We start from the raw sequence: 13629 nt of genomic DNA on the forward strand, positions 1-13629 counted from the left end.
CGGGTTGGGCGTGCACAGCCCGCAACCGTCGCGACTTGTGCACGCCGTGGGCGGGGTCGGCGTGCACAGCCCGCAACTGTCGCGACTTCTGCACGCGCTGGGCGAGTGCGGCGGGGGAGGCGTGCGCAGGCCGCAACCGTCGCGACTTCTGCACGCTGCGGGCGGGCTCGGCGTGCATAGCCCGCGAGCGTTGCGACTTCTGCACGCCGCGGGCGCCCGGGACGTCAGCGGCGTTCGGCGTCCTCGGCGTTCTCGGCGTCCTCGCCGTCCTCCAGCGGGTATGACGAGGGCTCCGGGCCCTCCTCGGCGTCGTCGTCCGGTCCGGTCTGCGCAGCTCCCGCAGTTCCCGTAGCCCCCGCGGCCGACGCCTCGCCCACCGACCGGGCAGACGTCTGATCCGCCGACCGAGCAGACGTCTGATCCGCCGAACGACCAGACGTCTCGGCCGACTCCTGAGCCGACTTCTGAGCCGAACCGGCCGCCGAATCACCTTGCGCACCAGCGATTTCCGGCTTCGTGTCCGCCTCGTCCGACACCTTGGCGATCGGGATCTCCACGGTCTCGTCGTCGGACTCGGCGTCGGTGAGTTCGACGACCTCGATGTCCTTCGGGTCGACCGCGGGGGCCGGCTCTTCCTCGACCGGGGCCGGACGACGCCGGCCCGGGGTCGGCGGCATCAGCGAGTCGTCGTCCTGCGTGGCCTCGTCGAGCCGGCGCAGCGCGGAGGCGCGCCGCCGGACGAGGTCGTCGTCGTCGGTGGAGACGGCGTCGAGCAGCGCGTTGACCCGCTGCAACTCGGCCGCCAGCCGCACCCGGCGCTCCAGGTGGGGGTCGGGTGCGTCGCGACGCGCCGCGGCATACGCCTCGAGCACGGTGTCGAACGACTCCGGCGGCGCCAGCACCGACAGCACCGCGAAGTCCTCCGCCGGGTCGGAGACGCCGGCGCGTTCCCACCCGGTGATCGCCGAGATGTCGCCGTCGACCAGCACGTGCGCCCCCTCCAGCGGGCCGTGCACCGTGCAGGTCGCGAACTTCCAGAGGGTGACCTCCTCCAGCGCCCGCTCCCAGCGGGCGAGCAGACCGGTCGGCACCTGACCGGTCGCCGCGGCCCGGTCGAGGGTCGCAAGGCGCCGCGCGCGGTAGGCGTCGGCGTCGTAGGTCGGCAGGCCGGCCTCCTCGACCACGCGCGGGTCGACGTCGTGCAGCACCGCGAGCGCGCTGCCGACCGCCCGGGCGAGGTCGCCACCGGCGGGCAACTCCCGCCATACCGACGGGGTGCCGCGCAGCCGCGGCTGCACCGCGATCGTCGACCCGTCGTCGGCGGTGATGCTGCCCTCGATGCGCGGCAGCGCATAGGGCAGCCGCTTGGCGAGCAGCTTCAGCAGGGCGTCCGACTGCTCCATCTGCGCGCCGGCCGCGGTGCTGAGACTGGCCCGGACCACCCATTCCTTGTCGTCGTCGGTCGTCAGGTAGGCCACCTGGAAGCGATCGTCGCGATGGGTTTCGGTGCCCTGCACCATCGTCGGGCGCATGCGGGGCACCGCAGCGCTGGCGAGCGCGGCAAGGGCGAGCGGACTGCGAAGCACGGGCCCCACGGTATGCCGAACCGGCGGCATAACCTGGATGGCGTGCCCATGGCTTTCGATCTTTCCCTTTCTCACACCACCCTCGACCGCGGTTCGGAGCTGCGCCGCGACCCGGGCCTGCTGCCGCGGCTGCTCGCCGACCCCGCGACGGGTGTGCTCGAGCTGCACGGTGACCGCTTCCCGGTCAGCGACGACGGGAAGTCGCTCCGCCTGCGACCGCCCGCGCCCGGTGACGCCGACGAGCTCGTGGTCTACCTCGGCGAGGTGTCCGGGCGCTCGGTGATCTGTGTCGTGCTGCCGCGCGACGACGACAGCAACGACCTCGCTGATCTCGCCACGCTCCGCCAGGTCGGTGCCTCACTCGGGCCGAACCACATCGGCATCGCGGTGACCGCGATCGGGATCGCCAATTGGCATGCGGCCCAGGGGTTTTGCTCGTTCAGCGGGCACGCGACCGAGGTTGGCGAGGCGGGCTGGCTGCGGCACTGCCCGGGATGCGGCCGCAACCACTACCCGCGCACCGATCCGGCCGTGATCATGTCGGTCGTCGACGCCGACGACCGCATCCTGCTCGGGCGCGGTCACAACTTCGCCGGCAAGGGTATGTCGGTGCTCGCTGGTTTCGTGGAGCCCGGCGAGTCACTGGAGGCCGCCGTCGCCCGCGAGGTCATGGAGGAGGTCGGAGTGCCAGTCACGGACGTGCAGTTCCTCGGCGACCAGCCGTGGCCCTTCCCGGCGTCGCTGATGATCGGGTTCACCTGCCGCGCCACCGCGACGAAGCTCACCCTCGACCCGGTCGAGATCGCCGACGCCCGCTGGTTCACCCGCACGGAGCTGGCCGACGCGGTCGCCGACGGCGAACTGCGCCTGTCGCCGCGCCTGTCGATCGCCCGGCACCTCATCGAGCACTGGTATGGCGGGGCGATCGACCAGCCCGCCGGCGACCCGTTCCTGCGATCCGCCCGATGAGCATTCCGATGCCCAGCCCCATGCCGCCGGCCGGCGCAACCACCGCCGACGACGTCCTCGCCGGCCTCGACCCCGAGCAGCGCGAGGTCGCGAGCAATCCGCTCGGGCCGATGTGCGTGCTGGCCGGCGCCGGCACCGGCAAGACCCGGGCCATCACCCACCGCATCGCCTACGGCGTGCACTCGGGCGCCTACCGCGCCGATCGCGTGCTCGCGGTGACCTTCACCGCCCGCGCCGCGGGCGAGATGCGCACCCGGCTGCGCGGCCTCGGGCTGCCCACCGTGCAGGCCCGCACCTTCCACTCCGCCGCGCTCCGCCAACTGCAGTATTTCTGGCCCCAGGCGATCGGCGGCCCGACGCCGACCGTGCTGAAGCAGAAGGCACCGGCCGTCGGTGAGGCCGGCGCGCGGCTGCGCCTGGAGCTGGACCGGGTGGTGATCCGCGACCTGGCCGCCGAGATCGAGTGGGCCAAGGTGTCGATGCTGACCCCGGAGACCTACCGCGACGCCGCCGCCCGCGCCGGCCGGTCACCCGCCGACCTCGACCTGACCGCGATGGCGCGGCTCTGGGAGACCTACGAGGAGGTGAAGTCGGCGCGGGGCGTCATCGACTTCGAGGACGTGTTGCTGCTGATGGCCGGGGTGCTGGCCGACCGGGAGGATATCGCGGCGACGGTGCGCGGCCAATACCGCCACTTCGTGGTCGACGAATACCAGGACGTCAACGCCGTGCAGCAGGCACTGCTCGACCAGTGGGTCGGGCAGCGGCCCGACCTCTGCGTGGTCGGTGACCCGGCGCAGACCATCTACTCGTTCACTGGCGCGACGCCGCGCCACCTGCTCGACTTCGCCCGGCGCCGCCCGGACACCCGCACCGTGCGGCTCGTGCGCAACTACCGCTCGACCCCGCAGGTGGTGGGCCTGGCCAACCTCGTCCTCGACGCCGGTCCGCGGCGCGCGGACTCGGTGCAGCTGCAGGCCCAGCGCGATGGCGGCCCGGTGCCGACCCTGAGTGCGCAGCCCGACGACGACGCCGAGGCGTCATACGTCGCTGCGGAGGTGAAAAAGCTTCTCGCGCAAGGGGTTCCGGCCAGTGAAATCGCCGTCCTCTATCGGGTCAACGCGCAGAGTGAGGCGATCGAGCAGGCGCTGTCGGCGGCCGACGTGCCCTATCTGGTGCGCGGCGGCGAGCGCTTCTTCCAGCGCAAGGAGGTGCAGCAGGCGATCGTGTTGCTGCGCGGCGCGGTCCGCGGTGACGACGGCAGTGAGCCGCTCGGCCGGCTGGTCCGCGACATCCTGACCGGGGCCGGCTGGTCCCCGCAGCGCCCGGCGGGCGGCGCGGTGCTGGAGCGCTGGCAGTCGCTCAACGCCCTTGCCGAGCTCGCGGACGATCTGGCCGCCGCCGGCGAAGGTGTGCGCATCCGCGAGCTCGTCGCCGAGCTCGACCGCCGTGCCGGCGAGCAGCACGCCCCGACGGTCGAGGGAGTCACGCTCGCGTCGCTGCACGCGGCCAAGGGCCTGGAGTGGGACGCGGTCTTCCTGATCGGCTGCTCCGACGGGCTCATCCCGATCTCACTCGCCGAGGGGCAGCAGGCGATCGAGGAGGAGCGCCGGCTGCTGTATGTCGGGCTCACCCGCGCCCGCACCCACCTCGCGCTGAGCTGGGCCGCCCGCAACCCCGGCGGCCGGGCGACCCGGCGACCGTCCCGATTCCTCGACGCGGCCGCGCCGGTGCTCGGGGAGGGTGCGCGCAGCACCCCCAAGTCGGCGAAGTCGGCTGCTCGTGCGGGCGGCCGGGGCACCAAATCGGTCAAGCCGCGCACCTGCCGCACGTGCGGCGCGACGCTCGAGTCGGCCGCCGAGCGCAAGATCGGCCGCTGCAACGACTGCCCGGCGACCTATGACGAGGCGCAGTTCGAGGCGCTGCGCACCTGGCGGCTTGAGGTCGCCACGCAGAGCAAGGTGCCGGCGTTCGTCGTCTTCACCGACGCGACGCTGGTGGCCATTGCCGAGCGGCAGCCCGCCGGCGCCGCGGATCTGGCCCGCATCTCCGGCGTCGGCAAGCACAAGCTCGACACGTACGGCGACTACGTCCTCGCGGTGCTGGCCGGCGACGACCCGACCGAGGTCGCCACCCGATGCGTGACCGATCGCGCCGCATCGGCCTGACCGCATGCGCACACCGGGAGACGTTTGCGGCATACAGGCGCGTGAAAAGCACTGTCACGCAAGGGTTTTCAACAAACTTCGCATCCCGGGGAAACTTTTTCGTTAATTAAGTTGCTCGTGACAATGAGCACGCCGTAGCCTGAAGCACGTCCAGCCCAGACGTCTCGGTGGCGCGCTGGGGACCGCGAGAAGCGAAAGGAGGGTCGGCAACGATGGGAAACATCATGATGCCGCTGCTGTGTGAAACACGCGCCGCGATGACCCCTGCCCTCCTCGCCACGCCGGCCCTCAAGCCCGCGCGTGCTGGATTCGAGGGCACCGCTCTCTTCGCGACCAACGCCAGCAACGGCATCGGCGGTCAGTTCATCGTGCGTGACCGCGCCCTCGCCTTCGGTGCCCGCATCACGGGCGAGGTCTCGGTGCAGGTCATCGATGGCGATGTGCCGACCTACCACAACTCCAAGTTTGCCGGCGGTGTCAGCCGTTCCGCAGTGGGGAGACCCCCCGTCTGAGGCGACAACTCAGACAGGTCCTTCCAGGCCGCGGAACCCGACACCAGGGTCCGCGGCCTTTTTCGTGTCGCAGGCCGTCCATCCACCACAAGGAAGCCCAGCTCATGTTGCCGAGCACGACCACGAAGAACGCAGCACCCGCCCACCAGGCAGGTGCCGAGCAGGAAGGACCCCGCACCCGGGGTCGTCACGACAAGGAGGTGCCACCGATGATGCTCACCGATCTGATAGACGCCACCGAGTTGGCCGCGCAGTGCGGCGAGCGGCTGCCCTGCCGGGTCAATGACCCGGAGCTGTGGTTTGCCGAGCGCCCGGCCGACCTGGAGTTCGCCAAGTCGCTGTGCGGCGACTGCCCGCTGCGGGAGGCCTGCCTGAGTGGTGCCCTCCAGCGTGAGGAGCCCTGGGGAGTCTGGGGCGGCGAGCTCTTCGAGCAGGGCGTCGTGATCCCTCGCAAGCGGCCGCGTGGCCGTCCGCGCAAGCAGACCGTGGCCGCGTGATCGCCGTGATGTCCGCTCGTCCGGTCGCGTCGTCGACCAACTCATCAGCCCGTATGACGGAAGGCCGGCGCGCCCTCGCCGGTGGGTGCCGGTCTTCCGTCATACGCGAAAATGCTTGTGACGAAAAGGTTCTCACCATGTTCCAGTTGCTGAGGGTCGAGCCCCTGCGGGCTCGGCACCCGGGCGCGCCGCCGCCGGGGCGGCAGCCGCACCGCACACCGCCGGTGCGTAGACCGTCCCCGACGACCGTGCCCACGGAGTGAAGATGCGCAGCCGCGACAGCGCGGCACCGATAGTTGGACCGAAGCCGGCCACGGCTCACCGTGGCCGGCTTCGTGCTGTCCGGGCAGGAACGGGCCGGCTCAGAGCGCCGGCAGGTCCGACCCCGGGACGTTGGCGTCGAATATCTCCCGTGCCGGCACGGTGCCGCCGATCTGGCAGAGCACCGCGATGCCGCCCAGCCACGCCCGGTGGATCAGCACGTAGCTCGGCGGCAGGTTGAGTCGCAGGCCGACCGTGAAGGTGGCGTTGCGCGGGTCGTTGAGGTAGTTGAAGATGCCGCGCAGCCAGTCGCGGTCGAAGTGGAAGTCGTTGCTGCGCAACGGTTTCAGGAAGATGCCGAGGTAGTCGAGGACGTCGTCGGCGTCCACGTCGATCGAGGGCTTGACGAAGCCTTCGTCACGCAGGCCCTCCAGCAGTCCGTCGGCGTCACCGCGCACCGCAGCGGTGATGAGCTCGCCCATCGCCGGCGGCAGGCCGTCCGGCAGGCGGTTGACCGCACCGAAGTCGAGCACGCCCAGGCGGCCGTCCGGCAGGAGACGGAAATTGCCGGGGTGCGGGTCGGCGTGCAGCAGGCCGGCACGCTCGGGTCCGCCGACCAGGAACTCGAAGTACCGGCCGGCCGCCAGGTCACGCTCCTCCGGCGTGCCGCTCGCGATGATCTCCGACAACGGCTTGCCCTCGAGCCATTCGCCGACGATCACCTTGTCGGTGGCGGTCACCACCTGCGGCACGAAGAAGTGCGGGTCGTCCGCATAGGCCTCGGCGAACTGCTCCTGCATCGCCGCCTCGAGCCGGTAGTCGGTCTCCTCGGCCATCCGGCCCTTGAGCTCCTCCAGGATCGGCGCGACCTCGAGGCCGGGGATCCAGCCGGTGCTCATCCGCGCGACGCGGGACAGCTGGTTGAGATCGGACAGCAGCGCCTCCGCCGCACCCGGGTATTGCACCTTGACCGCGACCTCGCGCCCGTCCCGCCAGGAGGCGTGGTGGACCTGACCGATCGACGCCGCCGCGCGCGGGGTCTCCTCGAATTCGGTGAATTTCGAGCGCCACCGGGTGCCGAGCTCGGCGCGCAGGGTGGCGTGCAGGGACTTGGCGGGCATCGGGGGAGCGGTGTCCTGCAGCTTGGTCAGCATGCCCCGGTATGGCGCAGCCAGATCCTCGGGCAGTGCGGCCTCGAACATCGACAGCGACTGCCCGAACTTCATCGCGCCGCCCTTGAGGCTGCCGAGCACCTTGAACAACTGCTGGGCGGTCTGGGCCTGCAGCTCCGCGGTGACCGCCTCGGCCGGCCGGCCGCCGACCCGCTTGCCGAGCCCGACGGCGGCGCGGGCACCGAAGCCGATCGGCAGCGTCGCCAGCTGGGCAGCACGGACGACGGTCTTGCGCGGCAGATCACTCACCCCGTCATTGTCTCCTGTCGCTCGGCGGAGCCACAGCAGGCGGGGTGCACCGGCCACAGATGGTGCAGCAGGCGCGGGCGCGGGCTGCGCATCGAGAGGCTGACCCCGGCCGGCAGCGGCTCGCCGGTGACCAGGCCACGCACGATCGTGCAGACCAGCCCGGCCGCCATGGCGGCGATCTCCGGCGGGGCGCCGACCGGTGCGTCGGTGCCCGAGGGCGCGGTCCGGGTCGCCGCCCACGCCGCCCAGCTCGGGTCGCGATCGGCGCGGTGCAGGTCCAGACAGTGCAGGCAGGGCCCGCTGCCGGGCCGGATGAGGGGGCCGACCGTCAGCCGGTCGCCGGAGACGATGACCGGCAGTTGCCGGACCCCGCTGCGCTCCCAGGCCCCGGCGGTCCACGGCGGCAGCGCGTCGACCGCGGGCAGCACGACGAGGTCGGGACGGTCGTGCTCCCGGGCGGGGTGGGCGAGTCGGGCAGTGGCGAGGTCGTCGGTGTCGACCTGGGCGACGCAGGTGCGCAGGGCGCGGCCGACCGCGTCCGGCACGCTGCCGGTGGCGAGCACCGCCACGTGGCCGGCCGGGGCGGTCTCCGGCGCGAGCGCGCGAGCCGCGTCGTGCAGTTGGGCGACGACCGCGGCCCACCGCTGCGACGATGCGGCGACGCCGTCGAGCCGGTGCAGCTGCAGCGCCGGGCCGAGGCTGACGATCGCGGTCGCCTCGGCGGTGCTCAGCCCGGAGAGGACCAGACCTCCGGGCCGCGCGCCCTCCAGCAGGACCTCGCCCCGGCCGTGGCGTCGGGGGCGCAGTGCGGCGGTGACGGGTGCTGCATCGGCAGCTGTGGTGTGGGCGCTGGATGGTGTGGGCATGGTCGTCGGCCTTCTCGGGGTGCGGCCCGGGCGGGCCGCGCGGAAGGTGTCACGGTGCCACCGATCCGCTCACCGGTGCCGGGCGTTGTCCACAGGGGGGGGGTGACGTCGGGCGGCGCATCCACAGGGTCCCGCTCGGGTTGTCGCCTTTGTCACCGCGGTGGCCTAGGTTCGAGACATGGAGTCGTCGTCGCCGCGGGTCGAGGTGCGGCGCTCGACGCGACGCCGCCGCACCGTCTCGGCCTACCGCGAGGGCGACCGCATCGTGGTGCTGATGCCGGCCCGGGTGTCCAAACGCGAGGAGACCCGGCTGGTCGAGGAGATGGTGCGCAAGGTGCTCGCGCAGGGCGCCCGCCGGCCGCGCAGCGACGAGGACCTGATGCGGCGCGCGGGCCAGCTGTCGCAGCGCTACCTCGGCGGCCTCGCCCACCCGGTGTCGGTGCGCTGGGTCGGCAACCAGCGATCCCGGTGGGGTTCGTGCACGCCCGCGAACGGCACGATCCGGCTGTCCGACCGGCTGCAGGGCATGCCGGAATACGTCAGCGACTACGTCCTGCTGCACGAGCTGGCGCACCTGCTGCAACCCGACCACGGCAAGAGCTTCTGGGCGCTGCTCGAGGGCTACCCGCAGCTGGAGCGCGCTCGCGGTTATCTCGAGGGCGTCGCGTTCGGGTCGGGGATGCCGCCGCCGGAGACACCCGACGACGTCGACGCCGACGAAAGCACCGAGACGCTCTTCTGAGGCGTCAGCGCAGCGCCGTTCTGAGGCGTCAGCGCAGCGCCGCGATGCACGCGGCGAGCCCCGGGTCGGTGTCGTCCGGGAGTGCGTCGACCGGCCACCAGCGCACGTCGTCGGACTCGTCCGAGACGGCGATCGCGGCATCCGGCGGGGCGGTCGCCGCGATGCGCAGGTCGAGGTGCGAGCGGCAGCGCCCGAAGCTCTCGGCGAGCGTGTGCCGGTCGAGGAAGAGCGCGCCCGGCACGGCACGCAGTCCGGCGATGCCGGACTCCTCGGTCGCCTCACGCAATGCGGCGTCCACCACGGTGGCGTCGCCCGGCTCGAAGTGCCCGCCCGGCTGCAGCCACAGCCGGGCCTTCTTGTGCAGCACCAGCAGCACGTGGCTCCCGTCCGCGGAGAAGACCACCGCGCTCGCGGTGAAGTGCTCCGGCGGTCCTTCCCGGCGCAGCCCCGCATCGCCGTATGACGAGAGCTGCGCCAGGAACGCATCGCGTTCGGGCGACGGCGGCGCCGCGGTCAGCACCGCCCGGGCGTCGGCCGCCAGGCCGGTCGCGCTCACCTGGCCGGACCGGCGCCGGTGTCGCCCTCGTCGCTGCCGGTGTCGTCGCCTGGCTTGCCGTCACCTGTTGTGTCGTTGCCTGTCTTTCCGTCGCCCTGGCCGGTGTCGTCGGCGTCGTCGCTGTTGCTGGTGCTGTCGGTGCGGGAATCGCCCGAATCGCCGGAATCGCCTTCGCCGGAGGCATTTTCACCGCGTTCGGCGTCGAGCTCGGCGGTGCCCTGGGCGAGCAACGCCTCCAGCGCCGCGTCGACCTCGTCGGGCTGCGTGGGCTCGGCGTCCGGTGACTGCCGGCGCTGCACATAACCGGCCGGGTTGTCCAGGTCGTCGGCGGTCGGGGCGAAGTCGGGGTGCTTCCACGAGGCGTCGCGCTCCTCGGTGCCGAGCGCCTGCTCCAGCGCGGTGAAGACGTCGGCGGCGTCCCGCAGCCGTCGCGGCCGCAGCTCCAGGCCGACCAGCGAGGCGAAGACCCGCTCCGACGGACCGCCGGTCGCCCGGCGGCGGCGCACCGCCTCGGTCAGCTGCGCGGTGTGCGGCAGGTGGTCGCCCGCGGCCTCGTTGGCGACGACCTCGACCCAGCCCTCGACGAGCGCGAGCAGCGTCTCCAGGTGGGCGAGCGCGCGCTGCTGCGCCTCGGACGGCTCCGGGCTGAACAACGACCCCTGCAGCGCCTCCTGCAGCGCGGCCGGGTCGGACGGGTCGGCACCGGCGACCGCCTGCTCGATGCCCTCGGTGTCGATCGAGATGTCCCCGGCATACGACTGCACGGCGGCGATCAGCGCCGGCCCGAGCCATGGCACGGAGGCGAAGAGTCGCGCCCGGGCCGCCTCGCGGACCGCGAGGTAGAGGTGCACCTCGCCGGCGTCGATGCCGAGCCCTTCGGCGAACTCGGCCACGTTGGCCGGCAACATCGCAACCCCGTCGACGAGCGGCAGCCCGACCTCCGTGCCGCTCACCAGGTCGCCGGCGAGCGCGCCGACGGCCTGACCGACCTGCGCGCCGAACATGCCGGCGCTCATCCGGGCCATCATCGGCTGCATCTGGCCCATCAGCGCAGCCGGGTTCATCCCCGGCGGCAGCCCGAGTTGTTCGGAGTCGCCCGGGCCGAGCCGGCCCAGCTGCTCGCGCATCGCGGACTCGATCGCACCGTTGACGCCGTAGGCCACCGGCTCGACGAGCTGCCGCCACATCGGCATCGTCTCCTCGACCCATTCGGCGCGGCTCAGGGCCTTGGCCGGCCCGGCGGCCGGGAACTCGGTCACCACGTCGAGCCAGAGGTTGGCCACCTGCACCACCTGGTCGACGTCGCGGGCCGTCCCGGCGCTGACGCTGCTGTCGCCCTCGGCGGCAACGGTCTTGCGCGCGACGTCGGTGGCGAGTTCGACGTTGAAGGCGCCGTCGGCCGGGCCGGACATCATCGCCTGCAGCTGGCTGCTCAGCGCCTGCATCATCGACGGGTCGAGATCCTGCACGCCCATTTGCTGCAGCGCGTCGGCCAGCTGCTGGTTGCCGGTGTCACCGCCCAGCACCTGACGGAGCAGCTCGGACAGGTCCGGCTGGTTCGGCTCGTCGTCGGGACGCTCGGGTGGGTTGTTCGACATGTCATCTCCTTGCCACGAGGGTGGCGGCATACCCTCGGTCCGTCCGCCGGTATGCCGTGGGGCGGTCACCGAGTGCAAGTCTTCCTTGTGAAGTACATAACCACGAAGGAGCGGATGTGAGTTCCACCGGGCGGCCGCGTTCGCTCCCGGCGCAACCGGCACCGGGCAGGATGGCGGTCGGCATACGGCCGACGGAGAGGATGACGCGATGACCACGGGCGACCCGCGGGTGCGCATGGCCGACCTGAGCGACGGCGAGCTGTCGGTCACCGACGTGCTCGGCGCGGTGAGCGATCCGGGTGCCGGGGGCATCGGCCTGTTCGTCGGGCAGGTGCGCAGGCAGGACCACGCCAAAGCCGTTGAGCTGCTTGATTATTCGGCCCATCCGTCGGCGATCGACGAACTCCGCAAGGTCGGCGAGGAGGTGCTCACCGACGACATCACCGCGCTCGCCGCGGTGCACCGGATCGGGCGTCTGCGGGTCGGCGATCTCGCGGTGGTGGTGGCCGTGAGCGCACCACACAGAGGGCCTGCGCTCAGCGTCTGCACAGCGATGATCGACACTCTCAAAGCGCGGGTGCCGATCTGGAAGCACCAGGTGTTCCTCGACGGATCAGACGAATGGGTGGGTTTGTGACGCAACAAGGTGGTGTGAGCGGAGCCGACCCGTCGGCGCAGCCGCCAAGGCAGCGCTCGCTGAGCACCCGCAACATCGTCGTGCTCGTCACCGCGGTCGTGGTCATCGTCGCGATCGCGGCGCTCAACCTGATCCACGTGCCGGTCGCGATCCTGCGGCCCGGGCCGGTCACCAACACGCTGGGCAAGGTCGACGGCAAGCCGGTGATCGAGGTGCAGGGCGCCAACACCTACCCGACGTCCGGCAGCCTCGACTTCACCACCGTGTCGATGGCGGGCGGTCCGCAGTATCCGGTGAGCGTGATGGAGTGGATCCGGGCGAAGCTGGACGACCAGGCCCAGATCGACCCCGAGGACCGGTGGTTCCCCAAGGGCATCACCTCCCAGCAGGTGCAGCAGCAGAACACCGCCGAGATGACCAACTCCCAGCAGACCGCCGAGGTCGTGGCGATGCGGGCGGCGGGGGTGAAGGTGCCGGAGACGATCACCGTGGCTCAGCTGCAGGCCGGCGCCGCCGCCGAGGGCCGGCTGAAGCAGGGCGACACCCTGGTGAAGGTCAACGGGGTGACCGTGCAGAACCTGCAGTCGGTGGCCGACGCGATGCGCACGGTCAAGGCGGGCAGCACGGTGGCGGTCACGGTCAGCCGCGGTGGCAAGCAGCAGCAGCTGCAGGTGCCGACCGCTGCGGGCGACGGCGGCCGGGCGGTGTTCGGCATCGCGATCACCCCCAAGTACACGTTTCCCTACCAGGTGAAGGTCAACGCCGGGGATGTCGGCGGGCCGTCCGCGGGCACGATGTTCACGCTGGCGATCTACGACCTCATCACGCCGGGCCCGCTGACCGGCGGCAAGAAGATCGCCGGCACCGGCACGATGAGCGAGGACGGCGCCGTCGGACCGATCGGCGGCATCACCCAGAAGATGCAGGGTGCCAAGGACGCCGGCGCGCAGTTCTTCCTGGCGCCGGTGAGCGACTGCAGCGACGCCAAGGGCAACATCCCCAAGGGCCTCACCGTGGTGAAGGTGGCCACCTTCAACGACGCGCTGACCGCCGTGAAGCAGATCGGCACCGGCAAGACCAGCGGCTTCCCGAGCTGCTGACGCCCCGCGCCGGAGCGACCCCCGCCGGCTCAGTCCTGCAGCGTCAGTCCTCCAGCGTCACCTGGAGCGCGTGCACCAGGCCGGGTGCGATGTCGTTGCCGATCGCGACCTTGTCGTCGCTGTCGTTGGCGCGCTGCCGCAGCAGACACACCGACTCCCCGTCGCGCAGCACCGCCACGAGCAGCCGCACGTCGGAGCGATCGGGGTGTGCGGCGAGCGCCTCGGACGCCTCCTCCGGTTTGTCCGGCAGATCGCGCTCGGCCTCCGGCGGCACCACGATCCGCTCGATCGCGAGCGCGACGCCGTCGACCTCCGGGGGCCAGGCGAGCTGACGCAGCAGTGACTCGATGTTGGAGGTCTGCGGCACGCCCTCCTGCTCGATCGTGCTGTATGCCGCAGGATCCGCCGCCCCTAGCTGCTCGGCGAGGGCCGGCTCGCGCTGCAGCAGGTCGGCGTTGCGGGCGATGGCGAAGAGCCGCGGCGCCTGGTCCCAGCCGGCGGCCGCGACGTGCCGCTCGGTGTCGACCGCCGCTTCGGCGAGCGGGCTGAGTACGGGCTTCACCTGGGGCGTCGAATCATCCTGCGGCATACGGCCCATGCTGCCGCATCCGGCCGCCGCGACCGATCTGCGGGGCCGTCTCATAAGTCGCCGGGTTAAGTTGTCCTCGACGAAGTTGCCCCACCCGCCTCATGAACCCCGGAACCCGAGGTCCACG

At 71.9% G+C, this 13629-nt stretch carries 13 protein-coding genes; 7 read left to right on the top strand and 6 right to left on the bottom strand.

Annotation, left to right across the window (positions count from 1 at the left end):
• Window positions 1–224: 224 nt before the first annotated feature.
• Entirely contained in the window at window positions 225–1586 is a 1362-nt protein-coding gene (locus HJ588_RS07860; protein ID WP_171153725.1) for a phosphotransferase, read from the bottom strand.
• Window positions 1587–1634: 48 nt separating this feature from the next.
• On the opposite strand from HJ588_RS07860, the gene nudC reads away from it, so the two are divergent.
• The 4 genes from nudC to HJ588_RS07880 all read left to right on the top strand — a co-directional run bounded on the left by nudC (window position 1635) and on the right by HJ588_RS07880 (window position 5732).
• The gene (gene nudC, locus HJ588_RS07865) at window positions 1635–2555 is read left to right on the top strand and encodes an NAD(+) diphosphatase (protein WP_171153727.1); all 921 of its coding nucleotides are present in this window, start codon (window positions 1635–1637) and stop codon (window positions 2553–2555) included.
• A gap of 8 nt (window positions 2556–2563) precedes the next feature.
• Window positions 2564–4723 (top strand): ATP-dependent DNA helicase UvrD2, encoded by a 2160-nt coding sequence (locus HJ588_RS07870; protein WP_246241778.1) that lies wholly within the window; start codon window positions 2564–2566, stop codon window positions 4721–4723.
• 224 nt (window positions 4724–4947) lie between these two features.
• Entirely contained in the window at window positions 4948–5235 is a 288-nt protein-coding gene (locus tag HJ588_RS07875; protein ID WP_171153729.1) for a hypothetical protein, read from the top strand.
• A 104-nt stretch (window positions 5236–5339) separates the two neighbouring features.
• Window positions 5340–5732, top strand: a complete 393-nt coding sequence (locus HJ588_RS07880) for a WhiB family transcriptional regulator (RefSeq protein ID WP_425483534.1) — start codon at window positions 5340–5342, stop codon at window positions 5730–5732.
• Window positions 5733–6094: 362 nt separating this feature from the next.
• Here HJ588_RS07880 and HJ588_RS07885 read toward each other — a convergent pair whose 3' ends face one another.
• Window positions 6095–7414 carry an AarF/UbiB family protein gene (locus HJ588_RS07885; RefSeq protein ID WP_171153731.1) on the bottom strand — a complete coding sequence of 440 codons (1320 nt, stop codon included), beginning with the start codon at window positions 7412–7414 and terminating at the stop codon, window positions 6095–6097.
• Window positions 7411–8280 carry a hypothetical protein gene (locus tag HJ588_RS07890; protein ID WP_171150735.1) on the bottom strand — a complete coding sequence of 290 codons (870 nt, stop codon included), beginning with the start codon at window positions 8278–8280 and terminating at the stop codon, window positions 7411–7413. The genes HJ588_RS07885 and HJ588_RS07890 overlap by 4 nt, the downstream gene beginning before the upstream one ends.
• 178 nt (window positions 8281–8458) lie before the next feature.
• Between HJ588_RS07890 and HJ588_RS07895 the strand changes: the two genes are divergently transcribed.
• The gene (locus HJ588_RS07895; protein ID WP_171153733.1) at window positions 8459–9022 is read left to right on the top strand and encodes a M48 metallopeptidase family protein; all 564 of its coding nucleotides are present in this window, start codon (window positions 8459–8461) and stop codon (window positions 9020–9022) included.
• Window positions 9023–9050: 28 nt separating this feature from the next.
• Here HJ588_RS07895 and HJ588_RS07900 read toward each other — a convergent pair whose 3' ends face one another.
• On the bottom strand, window positions 9051–9578 hold the full coding sequence (locus tag HJ588_RS07900; RefSeq protein ID WP_171153736.1) for an NUDIX domain-containing protein: 528 nt from the start codon (window positions 9576–9578) through the stop codon (window positions 9051–9053).
• On the bottom strand, window positions 9575–11176 hold the full coding sequence (locus HJ588_RS07905; protein ID WP_171153738.1) for a zinc-dependent metalloprotease: 1602 nt from the start codon (window positions 11174–11176) through the stop codon (window positions 9575–9577). Before HJ588_RS07905 ends, HJ588_RS07900 begins: the two co-directional genes overlap by 4 nt.
• A 208-nt stretch (window positions 11177–11384) precedes the next feature.
• Here HJ588_RS07905 and HJ588_RS07910 point away from each other — a divergent pair, with 208 nt between their 5' ends.
• Together HJ588_RS07910 and HJ588_RS19955 are read left to right on the top strand one after the other, a co-directional pair.
• Window positions 11385–11813: a molybdenum cofactor biosynthesis protein MoaE gene (locus tag HJ588_RS07910; protein ID WP_171153740.1), complete on the top strand. Its 429-nt coding sequence runs from the start codon at window positions 11385–11387 to the stop codon at window positions 11811–11813.
• A 14-nt stretch (window positions 11814–11827) separates the two neighbouring features.
• Entirely contained in the window at window positions 11828–12913 is a 1086-nt protein-coding gene (locus HJ588_RS19955; RefSeq protein WP_171153743.1) for a PDZ domain-containing protein, read from the top strand.
• A 43-nt stretch (window positions 12914–12956) separates the two neighbouring features.
• Here the strand turns inward: HJ588_RS19955 and HJ588_RS07920 are convergent, their stop codons facing one another.
• Entirely contained in the window at window positions 12957–13511 is a 555-nt protein-coding gene (locus HJ588_RS07920) for a PPA1309 family protein (RefSeq protein WP_425483535.1), read from the bottom strand.
• Between the last annotated feature and the right edge of the window lie 118 nt (window positions 13512–13629).

Source organism: Flexivirga aerilata (assembly GCF_013002715.1).
Taxonomy (GTDB): domain Bacteria; phylum Actinomycetota; class Actinomycetes; order Actinomycetales; family Dermatophilaceae; genus Flexivirga; species Flexivirga aerilata.

Bases quoted from the DNA above. Each gene is read 5' to 3' on its own strand.
- nudC (WP_171153727.1), top strand. From the start codon at position 1,635: ATGGCTTTCGATCTTTCCCTTTCTCACACCACCCTCGACCGCGGTTCG.
- HJ588_RS07870 (WP_246241778.1), top strand. From the start codon at position 2,564: ATGCCCAGCCCCATGCCGCCGGCCGGCGCAACCACCGCCGACGACGTC.
- HJ588_RS07875 (WP_171153729.1), top strand. From the start codon at position 4,948: ATGATGCCGCTGCTGTGTGAAACACGCGCCGCGATGACCCCTGCCCTC.
- HJ588_RS07880 (WP_425483534.1), top strand. From the start codon at position 5,340: ATGTTGCCGAGCACGACCACGAAGAACGCAGCACCCGCCCACCAGGCA.
- HJ588_RS07890 (WP_171150735.1), bottom strand. From the start codon at position 8,280: ATGCCCACACCATCCAGCGCCCACACCACAGCTGCCGATGCAGCACCC.
- HJ588_RS07895 (WP_171153733.1), top strand. From the start codon at position 8,459: ATGGAGTCGTCGTCGCCGCGGGTCGAGGTGCGGCGCTCGACGCGACGC.
- HJ588_RS07905 (WP_171153738.1), bottom strand. From the start codon at position 11,176: ATGTCGAACAACCCACCCGAGCGTCCCGACGACGAGCCGAACCAGCCG.
- HJ588_RS07910 (WP_171153740.1), top strand. From the start codon at position 11,385: ATGACCACGGGCGACCCGCGGGTGCGCATGGCCGACCTGAGCGACGGC.
- HJ588_RS07920 (WP_425483535.1), bottom strand. From the start codon at position 13,511: ATGGGCCGTATGCCGCAGGATGATTCGACGCCCCAGGTGAAGCCCGTA.